The following is an 18,588-nucleotide window of genomic DNA, read 5'->3' on the forward strand; positions in this document are numbered from 1 at the left end:
AAGGACGAGAGATGACCCGCCCTATACTGGCCAGCCTTGACCTGCAGGCGATGAAACAAAACCTGAGCATTGTGCGTCAGGCCGCACCGGACGCCCGCGTCTGGTCAGTGGTGAAAGCCAATGCTTATGGACACGGCATAGAACGTATCTGGAGTGCGCTGGGCAACACCGACGGTTTTGCCCTGTTGAATCTGGAAGAGGCGGTCACCCTGCGTGAGCGCGGCTGGAAAGGGCCGATCCTGATGCTGGAAGGTTTTTTCCACGCTGAAGATCTGGAACGGTATGACACCTGGCGTCTGACCACCTGCGTGCACAGCAACTGGCAGCTCAAAGCGATCCAGAATGCGAAGCTTAAGGCGCCGCTGGATGTCTATGTGAAGGTTAACAGCGGCATGAACCGCCTGGGATTCCAGCCGGAACGGCTGCAAACCGTCTGGCAGCAACTGCGCGCGATGCCGAACGTCGGTGAAATGACGCTGATGTCGCATTTTGCCGACGCTGAGCACCCTGACGGGATCCACAATGCAATGGCGCGCATCGAGCAGGCTGCGGAAGGGCTGGATTGCCGGCGTTCGCTGTCAAACTCCGCGGCCACGCTGTGGCATCCTGATGCACATTTTGACTGGGTACGCCCGGGCATTATTCTCTATGGCGCTTCGCCGTCAGGTCAGTGGCGCGATATCGCCAATACCGGACTGAAGCCAGTGATGACGCTGAGCAGCGAAATCATTGGTGTACAGACACTAAAAGCGGGAGACCGCGTCGGCTATGGCGGACGTTATACCGCCAGAGGCGAGCAACGTATTGGTATCGTGGCGGCTGGCTATGCGGATGGCTATCCGCGCCATGCGCCGAGCGGCACGCCGGTGCTGGTGGACGGTGTCCGGACCACGACGGTGGGAACAGTGTCAATGGATATGTTGGCGGTGGATTTGACGCCATGCCCGCAGGCGGGCATCGGAACGCCGGTGGAGCTGTGGGGCAAAGAGATCAAAATTGACGACGTGGCGCAATCAGCTGGAACGGTGGGTTATGAGCTGATGTGTTCGCTGGCGTTACGCGTTCCTGTTGTGACAGTGTAACTTTTTTGGTATTGCCGGATGCTGGCGCGATGCGCCTGATCCGGCCTACAGCACACGCTACGCGGCGTCTCAGTAGGCCAGATAAGCGCCGGTAGAGTCACTATTCTTCGTCTTCATCCCCGGCAACGCGGACACCGACTTTGCGCACCTGATTATCCTCTTTTTCGGCAACCGTCCAGATCATCCCGGCAAATTCGACCTGGTCGCCGACGACCGGGGCGGCACCCAGCAGTTGCTGAACAATTTCACCCAGCGTTTGCTGCTTATCGCGGTACTCCGTTCCGTCATCCAGACCATAAATCAGCGCCACATCGGCATACTTAGCGTTGGCTTCCAGAATAAAGTCGCCGAAGAAGCGCTGATCCAGCGCCACCGGCGGCGACTGGCTGAACAGTTTGCCCAGCGCCGGAAGATCGCGTTCACGCCCGATGACGCACAGCACATCGCCTTCACGCAGACGGGTGCTGCCGGTGGGATGAAACAGTACATTGTCACGAAACAGCGCCGCAATACGCGTTTCCTGAGGCATATGCAGATCGCGCAGCGCCGCGCCGACACACCATTTATCGGCACTGAGCTGATAGACAAACTGCTCCCACGGATTGTCCGGATGAATATCCAGACCCACGCGTGAGACCGGCCAACCGACCGGTGGTACCACCACCTTCGCCTTTTTCGCCGCCCAGGAGAGCGACGTCCCCTGCAAAACCAGTGACACCAGCACTACGAAGAAAGCGACGTTAAAGAACAGACGGGCATTTTCCAGACCCGCCATCATCGGAAAGACGGCAAGAATGATCGGTACCGCACCGCGCAGACCCACCCAGCTAATAAAGACGCGTTCACGCAGATTAAAACCGCGGAACGGCAGCAGTCCGATAAATACAGAGAGTGGACGGGCAATGAAAATCATCCCGGCGGAAAGAATCAGCGCCGGAATAGCAATCGGCAACAGGTCAGAAGGATTCACCAGCAGTCCGAGCACAAGGAACATGCCGATCTGTGCCAGCCAGGCCAGTCCGTCGAAGTTTTGCAAAATACCATAGCGGTTGCGGATAGGGCGATTGCCCAGTAAAAAACCGCACAGATAGACCGCCAGGATCCCGCTGCCTTCCAGCGCCGTGGTCAGGGCAAACACCAGAATCCCGCCGCTCAGGGCTAATAGCGGGTAGAGTCCGGCGGGCAGAGAGATACGATTAATCATCTGCTGTAGCAGATAGCCGCCGCCCAGCCCAAGCAGGATGCCCAGACCAAACTGTTGAATAATGTGGACAGCGAACATCCAGCTTAAGCCGGTTTCGTGTTGCTGAATCATCTCGATCAGCGTAATGGTCAGAAATACTGCCATCGGGTCATTACTGCCGGATTCAATTTCCAGCGTCGCGCCGACACGCTCGTTCAGCCCCTTGCCGCCAAGCAGGGAAAAAACCGCCGCCGCATCCGTTGAACCGACAATGGCGCCAATCAACAGACCCTGAATCAGATCGAGATTAAACAGCCAGGCGGCAATCATACCGGTTAACCCGGAGGTGATCAGGACGCCAACGGTCGCCAGAGAAAGCGCCGGGCCCAGCGCGACGCGAAACGAACTGGCCTGCGTGCGCATCCCGCCATCGAGCAGAATAATCGCCAGCGCAAGGTTACTGACCATATAGGCGAAGGGATAATTATCGAACGGGATGCCGCCGACGCCATCGACGCCCGCCAGCATGCCAATGGCCAGGAAGATAACCAGAATCGGAATGCCAAGGCGTGATGAAAATGAACTGAGTAAGATACTGCTGGTAACGAGGACGGACCCCAAAATGAAAAGACTGATTATTGCCGCGGCGTCCAACGTTCGATTACTCCTCAATCAGGAATTTTTTGGTGCATTGACATTATCATATTAACGGCTACATCCGGGCGTTACTTAGTCCTGCAGCCGTTTTTTTTTATGATTTCAGAAAGGGATGACCCGAGATCGTCAGTTGTGTACCGTTTTGACTGTTTTGCAATACGGCATGCGCGCCCAACGCCAGCGTAACGGTTCGCGGCTCATGACCAAAATCGAGTCCGGTTATCAGGGGAATAGAGAGGCGTTCACGTAAAAACGCATACACGGTGTTAAGATCGTAACCGGCATCATACTCATTCGGGGTGCTACCGCTGAAACTGCCCAGCACAATGGCGCTCTGCCGGTTCAATATACCGGCGTCAACCAACTGCAATAACATGCGCTCAACGCGAAAAGGGTGCTCGTTAATGTCTTCCAGTACCAGAATGCCGTTTTCTATTTTGGGCATCCACGGGGTACCGATGAGCGAAATCAGCATCGCCAGATTACCGCCCCACAGCGTTCCTTGCGTGTGGCAGGCCGGACCGTCGCCTTGCCATTCCACCGTGTACTGCGCGTGACGCAATGCCTGCCAGAAATGGGTTTGCGTAAAGGTATTCAGCTCCGGCGCGCCAACGTTCGCCGCCAGCATTGGACCACTGAAAGTGATGACATTGCCCAGCGCCAGCAGACCGCACTGGATCGCCGTAAAATCACTGTGTCCGCAAATAAGCAGCGGATCCCGCTGTTGTCGGGCGGCAAGGGCCTGCCAGTCGATGTGTTGCAGTAGACGGCTCGCTCCATAGCCACCGCGCACCGGCATGACGATGGTGTCCGGCGCGTTGAGATGCACAAGGTCGTTCACGTCCGCCAGACGCTCCGAATCCGTACCCGCAAAGCGTTGATGGCGACGACTGACCACCGCCGTATTATCGACCTGATGCCCGGCCTCTTTAAGGCGCTGGATACCAAGTAAAGCCGCGTGCTGATTGATGCAGTAGCCCGAGGGGGCAATTAAGTGAAACCGGGACATGGCAATTCCTTGCTACAACAGAAACCAAATGTATATCATGCCGCTTATAGTAGAACGTTTTGCCGGAGGGTGCTTTGCTTATCCGGTTTATAACGGTGGTTTTAGTAACAAAGCGTTCCGGCGATAAGGACAGAAGACGTGAAATTGAGATGGTTTGCTTTTTTAATTGTGCTGCTTGCAGGCTGTAGTTCAAAACAAGATTATAAAAATCCCCCGTGGAACGCGGAAGTGCCGGTAAAACGTGCCATGCAATGGATGCCGATCAGCGAAAAAGCCGGTGCGGCGTGGGGCGTTAGCCCACAATTGATTACGGCGATTATCGCCATTGAGTCAGGCGGGAATCCCAATGCGGTTAGCAAATCGAATGCGATAGGGTTGATGCAATTAAAAGCGTCAACTTCAGGACGCGATGTCTATCGTCGGATGGGCTGGAGCGGCGAGCCTACGACCCGTGAACTGAAAAACCCGGAACGGAATATCTCAATGGGCGCTGCCTACCTGAGTATTCTGGAGACCGGCCCGCTCGCCGGCATTGAGGATCCGCAGGTGATGCAGTACGCGCTGGTCGTCTCCTACGCTAACGGCGCAGGCGCACTGCTACGCACGTTCTCTTCCGACCGGAAAAAGGCAATTAACAAAATCAACGATCTCAGCGCTGATGAGTTCGTTGAACACGTCGCGGATAATCATCCTGCGCCTCAGGCGCCGCGCTACATCTATAAATTGCAGCGCGCGCTGGATGCGATGTAATTAGTCGCGCACTTTATTTGATTTTTCGCGCGCTTCGCGCTCAAGGGAAAAGATAATCCGCTGAAGTTCCCGCTCCACCGCCGGGCCGACGTTGAGAAAACGAAAGCTCAGGCGGGGAGTGGAAATGGTCTCGTTTTTGCCGTCAATCACTTTGCGTTCGGTGACGGAAATCAGCTGTGCGTCAAAGTGAAACATTCCCCATTCCCCCATATCCAATGCCACCTGCGAAAAACGCATCCCTTCGGTGAGACCTGACGGTTTCGGGCCTTCCAGCAGAGCACCCATTCCGCCGAGGGAAAGATCGTACAGACGAAAACGTAGGGTGCTGTTATCCGGCATCTGTGCCGTACAACCGTAGGGAGGATGGAGCGGCGCGCAGATGCGGAAGTATTCCCGTCGTTGCACAAACCACAGCGCCGGAGGGAGCGGGGTGATAAAGGCGGGAAGCTGCTGATACTCACCGCTCTGCAACTGCTCAAGAGTAAACTCGACCTTCGCGCCCTGGGTTTCGGCGGTAAAGGTAATATTGCGCGCTTTTTGCACGGCGAGATTTTCTTTTTGCTGACTGCCAAAATCCATCACCAGCCTTTCGGCCGAGACGTCAAGGATCTTGCTGATGAATTGTCCGCCGGACCAGGAGACGCGCAAAGGCACCTGGTTGCTGTTTAAGTCGCGAAGAACCCCCAACACCGCCAACGGATTTTGCTTCAGGAACTGCTCATTGTAATGACTCACGCGGAATGCCTCCTGGCTGCCTGACAGTCTATCGAACGGTTATCGGCAAGACGCAGGAGAACTTAATACAAACGCGTGATTTTTTTTACCAAAGACAAATAATTCAGCCTCGCAGAAACAACGGGGATCAAGGGGGTGCCTATACTTAACGGACAAGCGCAAGAAACGGTTGCGTGTGGTTTCCCTGAAAAGAGGGTCTGAACATGGGAATTATTGCCTGGATTGTATTTGGTTTGATTGCCGGTGTTATCGCCAAATTGATCATGCCGGGACGTGACGGCGGCGGATTCATCCTGACCTGTATACTCGGCATCGTCGGTGCTGTAGTGGGCGGATGGCTGGCGACCATGTTTGGTATTGGCGGCACGATCAGTGGTTTTAACCTTCACAGTTTCCTGGTCGCTGTGGTGGGCGCCATTGTGGTGCTGGTGGTATACCGGCTCGTACGCCGCGATTAATAACAATACGGCTCCTGCGGGAGCCGTGTTTTTAATGGTATTCCCCTTCAATTCCTCTCTTGATTTACCCATTGAAATGAGAATAATTGGCATTCCAATTCAAACTTATAATTATTCTCACTATGACAACTTCTTGTTTTCGACTTTGCGCGCTTTCTGGCTGTATCTCACTGGCTCTGACCACATTGTCATATGCGGCGGACACCAACGAATCGACTATTGTCGTTTCAGCGACAGGTCAGGAGAGCCTGCTGCCTGCCTGGACTAACAGCGCCACCAAATCTGCTGTCCCGGAAAGTAAAACGCCGCAGGTGATTAATACCATCGATAATCACGAGATCGCGTTACGTCATGCGAATTCCGTCAACGAGATCCTGCGCTATGCGCCGGGGGTGTCGACAGAAATGCGCGGCAATACCTCCTACCTGAGCGAGTACAAGATTCGCGGTTTCTCTGTCGATCAGGAGTACTACAACGGCCTGCAGTTGCCGTACAACGTCACTGGCAACACCAAAGCACGTATCGACCCGCTGCTGGTGGAAAGCGTCGATATTCTGAAAGGGCCCGCCTCTGTGCTGTATGGCAGCGGTTCGCCAGGAGGACTGGTGAATATTCAGGGCAAAAAACCGCAGGCTGAACAAAAAACGGAGATCGGCTTTAATACCGGTACGCGAAATCTGAAAGAAGGCTATCTGGATTCCACCGGCAAAATCAGCGACAGCGACTGGAATTACCGTCTGCTGGGCAAGGCGACGGAGGGCGACGATCAACCGCGCACCACCCGTTATGAAGACTATCTGTTGGCGCCCTCCGTCACCTGGCAACCAGACAGCAAAACGCGCCTGACGCTGGATGCGCTGGTGCAAAATACACCGTCGTTGTCGCCGTCAAACCCGTTACCCATTGCCTATTTGCGCTCGGGGTATGCCGATCGCCGTGATTACGCCGGTGATGAGTGGAGTGGCTTTAAGCAGCGTCAGTGGATGGTGGGTTATCATTTCGAACATGAATTTGACAGCGGTTGGGGATTCAGTCAGCGGGCGCGCTATTTTGATGTTGATACGCACCAGCGCAGCGTCTATTCAACCGGCAATGGCACAAACCCGGTCTGGATGCTGAACCGCTTTGCCTATACCACCGATGAAGATCTGAAAAGTTTCAACATTGACAACCAGGTAACGAAAACGGTCACGCTGGGCGACTGGCAGCACCATATTCTGGCCGGTTTTGATTATCAGAAACTCGACAGCCATTACTTCTACCGTTACGCCAGCGCCACGCCGGGAATCGACATGCGCGACCCGGATTTCCATCAGGTGCATACTGCCGATCTGGGGTTGTACACCGCACAGAAAAACCGCCTTTCTTATCAGCAAAATGGCTACTACTTGCAGGATCAGGTGGCGTTTGGCGGCTTAAATCTGTTGGCCAGTCTGCGTTACGACGACTATCGGTCAACGACGACCGACGCGCTGCAAAATGATGAGAAAACCTGGATCGCCCAGGACCGGGTGACCAAACGTTTTGGCGCGCTTTATGCCTTTGAAAACGGTATTTCACCGTTTATCAGTTATTCCGAAGGCTTCAAACCGATTTCACCGCAGGGCACGCTGACGTCAAAAGAGGTGAAGCCGACAACCAGCAAACAACTGGAAGGCGGGGTGAAATACCTGCTGGCCGATTACGCGACCACGCTGACGGCTTCCGTGTTTAACATCCGTCAGAAGAATGTTCTTTCCGCCACGCCAACCTGGGATTATCGGCAGACCGGGGAGATCGAATCAAAAGGCGCGGAACTGTCGGTGATTAGCCGACCAGGTGACAACGTCACGTTGATTGCCAACTACGCCTATACTCATGCGATCAATACTGAAGACGAAACATACGAAGGCAAACGCCCGACACAGGTGCCGGAGAATGCGTTTAATCTGTGGGGCGATTACACCTTCGATGCGACCGTACTGCGCGGGCTAACAATGGGCGCAGGGGCGCGCTATACCGGGCCGATGGAAATTGCGCCGGATAACAAGAGCGGTAAACTCGGAGGCACAACGCAGTACGATCTCGCCGTGTCATATCAGTTGGGCGAGGCGCTGCCTTCATTGCGCGGCGTGACGTTAAAAGCCAGCGCGCAGAATATCACCAACAAAGAAACCTTCAGTTGCTACGACAGCACCAATTGCTGGATTGGTCGTGATCGTACCGTTCAGGTCGGGGCAAGCTACCGTTTCTGATCGCGTGAAGCGAAAACCGGCCTGGTATTTCCAGGCCGGTCAGGCGTTGGCTATTACGGCGTTGCCTGTTTTTGTGTCGGTTCGGTGGAGGTCTGGCGAGTCACAGGACGTTTTTCCGGCACGTTGTCGCATGGATTTTCCTTCGGACAGATCAGGTCGAGCATCTTCAGCGTGACGCCGTTGCTCCAGCCAAAACCATCCTGTAACGGATATTCACCGCCGCCACCGCCGGTTCCGGTGCTGCTGACGTCATATTTTTCCACCAGCTTTTGCTCGCGATTGTAGGTGTGCTGCACGTTGGTCAGAAAACGCCAGCTTACCTCCATTGCCACCTCACTCTGTCCATAGTTCTGTAAGCCCTCGGTGGCGACCCACTGCAACGGCGCCCAGCCGTTTGGCGCATCCCATTGCTGTCCGCTTTTCACCGAGGTGGTGGCAAGCCCGCCCGGCTGCAGCAGATGCGCGCGAGTGGCCACGGCCATTTTGCTGGCGCGATCTTTCGAGGCCGCGTTGACATACAGTGGGAACAGGGCGGCAGCGGTCAGTTGATTACGCACCTGCTTGCTCTTCAGATCGTAATCCGCATACCAGCCTTCTTTGTCATTCCACAGGTAGTGCTCAATCGCTTTCTGTCTGGCGTTCGCCAGCGAATCGTACTGGTTGGCTTTTGCTTCATCCCCCGCGGCTTTGCTGGCGCGCGCGAGGATTTTTTCCATCTTGTACAGCAGCGCGTTAAGATCCACCGGAACGATGCTGGTGGTCCGCAGCGTGCCGAGCTGCTGTGGGTTATCCATCCAGCGCGAACTGAAATCCCAGCCGGATGCCGCCGCAGCGCGCAGATCGCGATAAATGTCGGTGGCCGGACGGTTTGGATTGCTTTTTGCCGTGGCGATATCCTCAACCCAGGATTCCGGTCGTGGCGTATCCCGCTCATCCCAGTAGCGGTTCAAAATGGTGCCATCATCCAGTTTCACCACCCGTTTGTTCTGTTGACCTGCCTGCAGCGTTTCGACGCCTTCCATCCAGTAGAGATACTCTTTTTGCAGTTGCGGCAGGTATTTTGTCAGCGCATCGTCGCCGTCATGCTGCGCCAGCAGTTCCACCATCAGGGAGAAGAAGGGGGGCTGGGAACGGCTCAGATAGTAGGTGCGGTTGCCATTGGGGATATGACCGAAGGCATCAATCTCCCAGGCAAAGTTCGCCACCATATCGGCAATTTTGTCCCAGTGATCGCTTTCGGCAAGTCCCAACATGGTGAAGTAGCTGTCCCAGTAATAGACTTCCCGGAAGCGCCCGCCGGGTACCACGTAAGGTTCAGGCAGCGGCAGCAACGAATCCCATTTTCCCGCGCTTTCGGTAGAGCGTGTTAATACTGGCCACAGCCCGTCGATATGTTCGCGCAGCGATTGTCCTTCCGGCGGAACATATTTTTCTCCCTCTTTTGGCAACGTGAAGTTGACGCTCACAAAGTGGCGTAAATCGAAACTGGATTGATTTTTTTGCATCCGGTAATCCGCAAGGATCATCAGCGGATCGCTGTTTGGCACGGCATCAGCAAAGGTCTTTTGATCGGGGAACAGTCTGGCATTCTGCACATCGTTAAACAGCGGGCCGAGCAAAATATCCGGCGGTTGCGGCGGGGTAACCGGCATCTCTTCTGCGTGCACAGACAGTGAAGAGAAGGACAGAAGGGTGCCGGAAACCGCTAATTTTATGACCCACGACAGCGAACCAGACGTGCAAAAAGCAGGGGTATGCATTGATTCATCTCCTTAGTGTGTACCGAAAAACGGTATCTACCATGAGAAAATCGTAGTCCAGGATCGCCCCCGGCGCGTTGTTACCCTCCTTTTTTTGCGACGTTACAGGGTTTTCCTTTCCCTGACGACGCGATTTTGCGCCACATCAAGGGTCAACCGCTCACCCGTCTGCACATCGTCAAGTGCGTCGCCCTGCTGGCATATCCAGGCGATGCCCATCTCGCGGGCGATCAAGGCGCCATGCGCGAGCGGACTGCCTTCACGCAGGCAAATGCCTTTCACCACGTTCGGGTCGAATTCCGGCACTGTTGAGGGAAACAGATTGTCGGCGACCAGGATGGCAGGCGCGGTGAAATCAGGCAACGTCAGCGGGCTTTGCAGCAAATGACGTAGCGTGCGATGCAGGAGATCGTCGATATCGATGTAGCGCGCCTGCAGATAGGCATCATCCAGTTGCCGATACTGCATGCTGAGGCTGCTCAGCACCTGCTGCCAGGCATATTCCGCCGTACAGTGTTCACTACGCAGGATCCCGCAGGCGGTATCAAACAGCTCTGGATCGTCCAGCAACATATGGTGACCAGAGAAAATGGCCGCCAGGTCACCAGGCCAGTGTTCTTCCATGCGGGTGAGCAGCGTCATCAGATCGAGCAGGGTGAGATCCAGCGCGTTACGCAGTCGCGCCTGTTCTGCAACGGGACTGAGATCCGAGGCTTGTCGAACCGGCGGCAGTGTTGGGGTGTAACAGAACGCGCTGCCCGTAATCTTCTCCGTCGACGATGCGGTAATTGCGGCATCGTCCAGCGATTCACCGAAGTTCTCCGCAGCCAGTTGGCTAAATGCGGCGAGCGCGTCATCCGCCTGCGCTCCGCTTGCCAGCAGACGGATCGTGTCATTACAGCGAACCTGCAACAGCGATATCTGATTAAGGCTATCCGGCGTGACGCACTTGCCGTTTTTTTCCAGCAGCAGATCCGCGTCAAAGGCTGACAGCGTTGCCACAAGCCGGGACGCCGGACGAATGTGCAAACCGTTAGGGTTTTTGATCACCACGGACACTGATTTTGCCGCTGCGTCCGGTGTGCTAAAAACCGGAGTCATGCGGCGCTCATCAGCAGAAGAGGGTAAACCCAGTTGCTCGCGCTTAGCTTCAAGGGCGTTCATCGCATCGGCGATGACCTTTTCGATATCCGCGCCCGCGGCGGCGCTCACCGTTGCCGCCAGCGTCCCTTCAACCAGTGGCGCGGCGCACAGTCGCACTTTCCCGGCAATGCTCGGGTCGAGAAGATCCAGCGCCGTTTCCGCACTGAGCAGGGCACTGCCGATGTCCATCATCACCAGCACGTGGTCGGTATCAGCAACAGACTCGATCGCCTCCATCACCTTGATAGGGTCGGTACCGATGGGGTTTTGCGGATCGTCTATACCGGCGGCAACGGCGATTTTACAGTCGCCGCCCATTAACATCTGTTGCGCCAGTTCGCCCACCCCCTCACCGAGGCGGGCGCTGTGAGAGACTATCACCAGGTTTACCATCTTACTGTCCTTACTCTTTTGCTGCGGCTGCCAGCATCTGGATCATAAACATCACCGAGGTTGCGCCCGGATCCTGATGCCCGATGCTGCGCTCGCCCAGATAGCTGGCGCGACCTTTGCGGGCTTGCATCGTAATTGTGCTTTGCGCGGCGGCTTCAGCCTGAACGGCGGCGGCGTCCAGCGCGGCGGTGACGGAGAGGTTCTGTTCGCTCGACTGGCGCAGTGACTCCGCCACCGGCACCCAGACATCGCACATCGTTTTATCACCCGGCTCGGCTTTACCCCGGCTGATCACGCCATCGGCGCCTTCACGCATCATTTGATAGAGTTCATTTAGCGACAAACTCTGGTGCGCCTGAGTGACCTGCGCGGCGCGGATAAAAAAGGTGCCGAACAGCGGGCCGCTGGCTCCCCCGACGTTTGACAGCAGCGTCATCCCGGTATTTTTTAAAATGAACCCAATATCTTTATCCGCAATGGACGGTAATTTTTCGACCACTTTGCTAAAGCCGCGATGCATATTCAAACCGTGGTCGGCATCGCCAATCTCGCGATCCAGCCCGGTGAGATAATCACTCTCTTTGCTGAAAATCTCCCCGCAGCGATAAAGCCAACTCACAATTTGTTCTCTGTTCAGTGACATGACGCTCTCCTTAGTTGCCCCAGTTCAGGCCTGGGGTATGAACCGGTGCGTCCCAGAGTGCCAGCGTCTCGTCATCCACTTTTAACAGGGTGATGGAAAAGCCGGTCATATCCAGTGACGTACAGTACGAACCAATCAAATTACGTTCGATAACGATACCCGCCTGCTGGCAGCGTTCGTCAAGGCGGTTATAGACGCCATACAGTTCAGAAAGCGGCGTGGCGCCGAGGTTATTGACCAGCGCGATGACGCGATCGCCACGCTGCAAAGGCTGTTTGCCTTGCTTATCCTCCTGCCAGACGCCCTGAGCGGGATCCCAGTGGCGCAGCGTGCGGCTATAGGTGCCGTTTTCCAGTAGGGTATCGAACATCTCATCAACGGTCTGATCGAGGGAGACGAAAGCGCGACGGTCGATGCCGGGCTCGCCGTGGATCCCGACTCCGAACTCCATTTCATTGTCGGCAAGGGTGAAAGAGGGCTGACCGGCGGCCGGAACCGTACAGGCAGCGAGGGCGATACCGATCGAATGGCCGTGATTATTAAGTTTACGGCCAAGTTCCGCACACGCTTCCAGGGAATCGCCGCGCTCTGCCGCCGCCCCGACCAGTTTTTCAATCAGCACGGTGTTGGCGACGCCGCGTCGTCCGGCGGTATAGAGACTGTCTTTGACGGCCACGTCGTCATCCACCACCACAGTGGTGACTTTCACGCCACTTTCGTGCAGCAGTTCAGTGGCGGTTTCGAAGTTAAGAATATCGCCGGTGTAGTTTTTCACGATCAGCAGCACGCCTTCGCCGCCGTCAATCTGCATGGCGCATTCAAACATTTTGTCGGGTGTTGGAGAGGTAAAAATTTCGCCGGGGCAGGCGCCAGACAGCATGCCCTGACCAATATAGCCGCAGTGCATGGGTTCATGCCCGCTGCCACCGCCGGAAAGCAGCGCGACTTTGCCCTGAACGGGGGCATCTGCACGGGTCACATACACCGGATCCTGATGCAGGGTCAGCGACGGGTGCGCTTTTGCGAGGCCAGCCAGTTGTTCACTCAGTACGTCTTCCACACGGTTAATCAGCTTTTTCATTCTCTTGCTCCGGGTCTTAGGCTCCAGGGGATCGATGGTGTACAACGCCACGGCGACCGCTCGCTGCCGATAACGTAATTGTGCCCCAGCGCGCGAAAAAGAAAATTCATCGATGTTATGTTCCAAAAGAGAACATTTATTTTGATGAATGTTCCATAACGGAACGTAAAAGCGCGAGATACCGCAGAATTGCGAGCGACCGCACCCTGAAATGAGGGAAAACAGACAGTGAATAACAGCGTGAACATAAGCGATGAATCGAATATTCCTGAATTTATTCGCGACTCGTGGCTACGCTGCGGCAAAATAATGCAGCGTGATTTCTGGGCGCAACCGCACCGGGCACAGGGACTGACGTTTGATTCGATTTGTCGGCGTAAGACGGCGATGCTCACGCTTGGGCAGGCGGCGCTGGAGGATGCATGGGAATACATGGCGCCGCGAAAGTGTGCGCTGTTCATTCTGGATGAGAGTGCGTGTGTGCTGAGCCGCTGTGGCGATCCAAAAACGCTCGGGCAACTGGCGGAACTCGGTTTTGTCGACGGCACCTATTGTGCCGAAAGCATCATTGGCAGTTGCGCGCTGTCGCTGGCCTCTGTCGTAGGGCAACCGGTAAAAACGCTGCCCGATCACCATTTTAAACATGCGCTCGGTGCGTGGTGTTTTTGCTCAACGCCTGTTTTCGACAACCATGGACGCCTCTTAGGATCCATTGCGCTGGGCTGTCCGGCAGATCACGCATCGCCTGCCGATCTGCCATTAACCCTGGCGATTGCGCGTGAAGTGGGAAACTCGCTGCTCACCGACAGCCTGCTTGCCGAATCAAACCGTCATCTCAATCAACTGTACGGTTTGCTGGAGAGCATGGATGACGGCGTGATGACCTGGAACGCGCAGGGCAGTCTGCAATTCATCAATGCTCAGGCGGCACGGCTACTGCATCTTGATGTGACGGCTGCCCATGGCAAAAACCTCAATGAACTCCTGACGCTGCCCAGCCTGCTGGTGCGTGCGATCCGCCATCAGCGCCCGCTGCATCATGTTGAGGCGACATTTGAAAGCCAGCATCAGTTCGTTGATACCGTGATTACCCTCAAACCGATTGTCGAAACGCAGGGCACCAGTTTTATTCTGCTGCTGCATCCGGTGGAGAAGATGCGCCAGTTGATGACCAGTCAATTGGGTAAAGTAAGCCATACCTTCGCGCAGATGGCGCAGGACGATCCGCAGACCCAGCGTATCGTTCATTTTGGTCGTCAGGCGGCGCGGGGCAGTTTTCCGGTGTTGTTATGCGGCGAAGAGGGCGTGGGTAAAGAGTTGCTGAGTCAGGCTATTCATAATGCCAGCGAACGGGCAGAAGGCCCGTATATTGCGGTGAACTGTCAGCTGTATGCCGATCAGGTACGGGATTTTATCGCCAGTACGGCGGATGACGACAGCGAAGGGCGGTTGAGCCGCCTGGAACTGGCGCACGGCGGTACGCTGTACCTGGAAAAAATTGAGTATCTGGCGCCAGAACTGCAGTCGGCGTTGTTACAGGTGATTAAACAAGGGGTGATCACTCGCCTGGACGCGCGGCGGGTGGTGCCAGTTGACGTGAAAGTGATTGCCGCCACAACGGTGGATCTGGCGCGGCTGGTGGAACAAAACCGCTTTAGCCGCCAGCTCTATTACGCGTTGCACGCCTTTGAAATAATGATTCCACCGCTGCGACAGCGGCGTAACAGCATTCCTTCGCTGGTGAATCACCGCCTGCGTCGCCTGGAAAAACGCTTTTCGACCCGCCTGTTTATGGATGACGATGTGCTGACTCCGCTGATTGCCTGCGACTGGCCGGGGAATGACTTCGAGCTCAACAGTGTCATTGAAAATACGGCGCTGAGAAGTGACTACGGGCGTATTCACCTGAACCATCTGCCGGAATATCTCTTTAACGAGCACCGAGCCTCAGAACCCGCGACCGATCGTTTCTCTGCCAGCGTCGCTTTCAGTGATATTGAGAAAGACGCCATTATTCACGCGGCAAGGGTGACCGGTGGGCGGATTCAGGAGATGGCCAGCCTGCTGAAAATTGGCCGCACCACCTTGTGGCGAAAAATGAAGCAATACAATATTAACGCCGCGCATTTTAAGTTGAGTCCCTGATAAGCGGGATTGTTGCAGGAGAGTGAAGGCGATTTTTGTAGGTTGCGGCAAAGGGGACCCATCACGGGTGCCCTTTGCGCGATCTGCAGTCTGGTACCAGGGAGACGGGTCTGTTCTGAACGGTGAGTCCAACGGGTCGATGGACACTATCCCTGATACCCGGCTAAATATGCTTCGTTATAACAACGTGATAAGGTTAAAAACCTGCCATAATGGCAGATTCCTTTCATTCTTAATTAGAGATTTGCAACGTTATGATAGACTTTTTGAACATCATCGTCATCTTCAAGGGCATTAACAAGACCTTCAAAGATTTCTAAATCTTCTGGTGAAAGTTCAACTTCAGATTGAGCAATCATTTCTAATTCTGTTGTTGAGAATTCAGTAATACCTGCTGCTTTTAGCGCTGCAATTCCTTTGTGAAGGTCTGTAGGTTCAGTATAAATAACGATGTTTCCTTCTTCTTCGGTTACATCGCGAACATCAACTTCAGCTTCAAGCAAAATTTCAAAAATATGGTCAGGGTCTGTTCCTTTAAATACAATCACGCCAGTATTGTCAAACATATAGCTGACAGAACCTGCCGCGCCGATATTGCCGCCTTTTTTATTGAAAATTGTGCGGACATTAGCAATCGTACGGTTAACATTCGACGTTAACGTTTCAGCGATAACCATTGCACCATTGGGGCCAAAGCCTTCATAACGCCCTGGCACGAACGTTTCATCTCCGCCACCTTTAGCTTTATCAATGGCTTTATCAATAACGTGTTTTGGGACCTGTGCTTGTTTTGCACGTTCAATAACGAACTTTAAAGATGTGTTTAATTCAGGGTCTGGTTCACCTTGTTTGGCCGCGGCATAAATTTCTACACCGAACTTTGCATATACGTTAGATGTTGCACCGTCTTTAGCCGTTTTTTTAGCAACAATATTGGCCCATTTACGTCCCACTGGAATAGTCCCCTCGAAAATTTAATCACAAAGCATACAGGTTAATAACCTGCGTGCTTTTCCTCGTACATTATATCATGATATGTAAATTCTCGTCTATGAGAAATAAAAATATCCCATTTCATGGAGTGTTGTTTTAATACTATCAATTGTTAATATTATGGATAAACTATATTCGAAATGTTTCTGATTCTTTTTCTATTCTTAATTGTTGAACCGCAGCAATAATACATACGACAAGAGAAACAAAAGTGATTAACCTGGCAAAATACCTTTTTAAAGGCTTTCGATAACGCATTAACTAAACAGCTATCAAAATGCTGGGTCTGGCATTATGCAGGCCACAGGAGAGATCGGATTATGAAGGTTGTCATTTCAAATGGCATTCATGCAAGTACCGCCTTCGCCTTATATAACACGTTCACGTCTGCTGTTGGCTCGCAGAGGATAGACTGGCTGGTCCTCAGGTCTGCTATGAACGATAAACGAAGGTCAGAAGCGCCTGAAAACTCGCTATCAGAAGAAATACTCTTCATTAACTACACCATGAAATACCTTTTGGTGATAGGGTTATATTTCTCATAACAGGAGATAAAACTAATGATTGTAAGAACCTGGCACGGCTGCGTTCCACTTGAACATGCGGATGGCTTTGCTATGCATCTGGAGAAAACAGGAGTAGAGCATTCAAAGAGCATCCCAGGAAACATAGGCGCGTTTGTTCGCAGAGAAACGCAGGGTGGTTGGGAACATTTTTTTCTTGCTACCTACTGGCAGGATCTCCAGTCGGTGAAGGCGTTTGCTGGAGAAAACTATCACGTGGCGGTCACCTACCCGGATGACGAAGAATTTGAACTACTTTCTGATCCTTACGTTTTCCAGCATGTTGTTGAGTCCGTCTCACCCCTTTAATCCCATGTCGGGGCAACCTGTCTGTAACCCGGAAGTTGAATAACACCCGTACTAATTACTATCAGCAACGTCCGCTCATGGCACATAGCCGACGTGATATTGATTTCCCCTGGCGACGAGTTTTGCCCAACATTTCAAAGAAAATGTGGGCAGCATGTCGATGGACTACCCTATGCGTTAGCGCATGTTGTTGGCCTGCGATCGTCTGAAAAATACCGAAACATCGTCGTACTGATTGCCAACGCGTTGGATTACGAGTCTGACAGTGCGTTTGGTAAAGTCTTTAAACGTCTGATGGGCTGTTCACCCAGATTGCACCGCCAGGTAAGCGGCAGCAATTAAAAATCCACGCCAGGCGTGGATTTTTAAGGGGGCGATAGCAGGGGATTAGTGTTCACGCCTTGCCATCAACAGTGCCAGGTCGACGAGGCGGTTGGAGAATCCCCATTCATTGTCATACCACGCCAGAATTTTGACCATATTTCCGCCAATCACCAGCGTCGACAGGCCGTCGATAATGGAAGAACGCGGGTCGCCCTGGTAGTCGCTTGACACGAGTGGTTCATCGCTGTAACCGAGGATCCCTTTCAGTGGTCCCGCTGCGGCGGCTTCACGAAACGCATTATTGACCTCTTCCGTCGTCACATCCCGCTCAAGCGTTACGGTTAGATCGACAATGGAAACCACCGGAACCGGTACGCGCAGCGAGTAGCCGGTCAAACGACCATCCAGCTCAGGAATGACTTTGCCAAGCGCCTTCGCGGCACCGCTGGAGTAAGGCACAATCGACAGTGCGGCGGCGCGAGCGCCACGAAGGTCTTTTTCCGGCTGGTCATGCAGCGCCTGACTGTTGGTATAGGCGTGGGTGGTGTTCATCAGACCATGCTTAATACCGAAATGCTGGTGCAGAACCTGCGCGGCAGGTGCCAGACCGTTAGTGGTGCAACTACCGTTGCTGACCACGACGTGTTTATCCGGGGAGTAGAGGCCATCGTTAACGCCCATCACGATGGTTAAATCTTCGTTTTTACCGGGGGCGGAGATAATCACGCGCTTTGCGCCACCGCTGTGGATATGCACCGCTGCTTTGTCACGGTCAGTGAAGAAGCCGGTTGCTTCAATAACAATATCAACTTCGCTTTGACGCCATGGGATGTTGGCGGGGTCGCGTTCGCTGAACACGGTAATGGGTTTACCGTCAACGACAAGCTGCCCTTCACCGGCGGTGACGTCGGCATCGAGTTTTCCGAGCAGCGAATCGTATTTCAGCAGATGCGCCAGTGTCTTACTGTCTGTCAGATCGTTGATTGCCACAATCTGAATATCCGGGTTACCCAGCGCTGCACGCAGTACGTTGCGTCCGATACGGCCAAAACCGTTAATGCCGACCTTTACCATGATTAACTCCTTATCTGTTGTCTCTGAAGGTAATGTAGGTCGGTCATCAGTT

General features: G+C 54.0%; 15 protein-coding genes. 6 read left to right on the forward strand and 9 right to left on the reverse strand.

Annotation, left to right across the window (positions count from 1 at the left end):
• Positions 1–11 precede the first annotated feature (11 nt).
• Entirely contained in the window at positions 12–1,082 is a 1,071-nt protein-coding gene (dadX, locus tag OGW13_RS14165) for a catabolic alanine racemase DadX (protein WP_044257665.1), read from the forward strand.
• 100 nt (positions 1,083–1,182) lie between these two features.
• Here dadX and OGW13_RS14170 read toward each other — a convergent pair whose 3' ends face one another.
• Both OGW13_RS14170 and ldcA read right to left on the reverse strand, forming a co-directional pair.
• Complete coding sequence (locus OGW13_RS14170; protein ID WP_043000446.1) at positions 1,183–2,919, reverse strand: potassium/proton antiporter; 1,737 nt, start codon at positions 2,917–2,919, stop codon at positions 1,183–1,185.
• A 97-nt stretch (positions 2,920–3,016) separates the two neighbouring features.
• Positions 3,017–3,931: a muramoyltetrapeptide carboxypeptidase gene (gene ldcA / locus OGW13_RS14175; protein ID WP_044263738.1), complete on the reverse strand. Its 915-nt coding sequence runs from the start codon at positions 3,929–3,931 to the stop codon at positions 3,017–3,019.
• A gap of 138 nt (positions 3,932–4,069) precedes the next feature.
• Here ldcA and emtA point away from each other — a divergent pair, with 138 nt between their 5' ends.
• The gene (gene emtA, locus OGW13_RS14180; protein WP_044263741.1) at positions 4,070–4,681 is read left to right on the forward strand and encodes a membrane-bound lytic murein transglycosylase EmtA; all 612 of its coding nucleotides are present in this window, start codon (positions 4,070–4,072) and stop codon (positions 4,679–4,681) included.
• Here the strand turns inward: emtA and ycgR are convergent, their stop codons facing one another.
• Positions 4,682–5,416 (reverse strand): flagellar brake protein YcgR, encoded by a 735-nt coding sequence (gene ycgR / locus OGW13_RS14185; RefSeq protein ID WP_043000448.1) that lies wholly within the window; start codon positions 5,414–5,416, stop codon positions 4,682–4,684.
• Positions 5,417–5,619: 203 nt separating this feature from the next.
• Between ycgR and OGW13_RS14190 the strand changes: the two genes are divergently transcribed.
• Together OGW13_RS14190 and OGW13_RS14195 are read left to right on the forward strand one after the other, a co-directional pair.
• Complete coding sequence (locus OGW13_RS14190) at positions 5,620–5,874, forward strand: GlsB/YeaQ/YmgE family stress response membrane protein (protein ID WP_043000449.1); 255 nt, start codon at positions 5,620–5,622, stop codon at positions 5,872–5,874.
• A 122-nt stretch (positions 5,875–5,996) separates the two neighbouring features.
• Positions 5,997–8,108, forward strand: a complete 2,112-nt coding sequence (locus tag OGW13_RS14195) for a TonB-dependent siderophore receptor (protein ID WP_109740635.1) — start codon at positions 5,997–5,999, stop codon at positions 8,106–8,108.
• 53 nt (positions 8,109–8,161) lie between these two features.
• Here the strand turns inward: OGW13_RS14195 and OGW13_RS14200 are convergent, their stop codons facing one another.
• The 4 genes from OGW13_RS14200 to dhaK all read right to left on the reverse strand — a co-directional run bounded on the left by OGW13_RS14200 (position 8,162) and on the right by dhaK (position 13,128).
• Positions 8,162–9,868: an alpha,alpha-trehalase gene (locus OGW13_RS14200; protein ID WP_287116232.1), complete on the reverse strand. Its 1,707-nt coding sequence runs from the start codon at positions 9,866–9,868 to the stop codon at positions 8,162–8,164.
• A 102-nt stretch (positions 9,869–9,970) separates the two neighbouring features.
• Positions 9,971–11,404: a dihydroxyacetone kinase phosphoryl donor subunit DhaM gene (gene dhaM / locus OGW13_RS14205; RefSeq protein ID WP_104446519.1), complete on the reverse strand. Its 1,434-nt coding sequence runs from the start codon at positions 11,402–11,404 to the stop codon at positions 9,971–9,973.
• A 10-nt stretch (positions 11,405–11,414) separates the two neighbouring features.
• Positions 11,415–12,047 carry a dihydroxyacetone kinase subunit DhaL gene (gene dhaL, locus OGW13_RS14210; protein WP_043000453.1) on the reverse strand — a complete coding sequence of 211 codons (633 nt, stop codon included), beginning with the start codon at positions 12,045–12,047 and terminating at the stop codon, positions 11,415–11,417.
• A 10-nt stretch (positions 12,048–12,057) separates the two neighbouring features.
• On the reverse strand, positions 12,058–13,128 hold the full coding sequence (dhaK, locus tag OGW13_RS14215) for a dihydroxyacetone kinase subunit DhaK (RefSeq protein WP_043000454.1): 1,071 nt from the start codon (positions 13,126–13,128) through the stop codon (positions 12,058–12,060).
• 240 nt (positions 13,129–13,368) lie between these two features.
• Here dhaK and dhaR point away from each other — a divergent pair, with 240 nt between their 5' ends.
• Positions 13,369–15,273, forward strand: a complete 1,905-nt coding sequence (gene dhaR, locus OGW13_RS14220) for a dihydroxyacetone kinase operon transcriptional regulator DhaR (protein WP_287116241.1) — start codon at positions 13,369–13,371, stop codon at positions 15,271–15,273.
• A gap of 236 nt (positions 15,274–15,509) precedes the next feature.
• Here dhaR and OGW13_RS14225 read toward each other — a convergent pair whose 3' ends face one another.
• Positions 15,510–16,226 (reverse strand): YebC/PmpR family DNA-binding transcriptional regulator, encoded by a 717-nt coding sequence (locus OGW13_RS14225; protein ID WP_043000457.1) that lies wholly within the window; start codon positions 16,224–16,226, stop codon positions 15,510–15,512.
• 600 nt (positions 16,227–16,826) lie between these two features.
• On the opposite strand from OGW13_RS14225, the gene OGW13_RS14230 reads away from it, so the two are divergent.
• Positions 16,827–17,138 (forward strand): hypothetical protein, encoded by a 312-nt coding sequence (locus tag OGW13_RS14230; protein ID WP_043000459.1) that lies wholly within the window; start codon positions 16,827–16,829, stop codon positions 17,136–17,138.
• Between the two features lie 387 nt (positions 17,139–17,525).
• Here the strand turns inward: OGW13_RS14230 and gap are convergent, their stop codons facing one another.
• Positions 17,526–18,536 (reverse strand): type I glyceraldehyde-3-phosphate dehydrogenase, encoded by a 1,011-nt coding sequence (gene gap, locus OGW13_RS14235; RefSeq protein ID WP_043000460.1) that lies wholly within the window; start codon positions 18,534–18,536, stop codon positions 17,526–17,528.
• Positions 18,537–18,588 lie beyond the last annotated feature (52 nt).

Origin of the sequence: Citrobacter sp. Ca225 (assembly GCF_030337175.1) — a bacterium.
Classification (GTDB): domain Bacteria; phylum Pseudomonadota; class Gammaproteobacteria; order Enterobacterales; family Enterobacteriaceae; genus Citrobacter_A; species Citrobacter_A amalonaticus.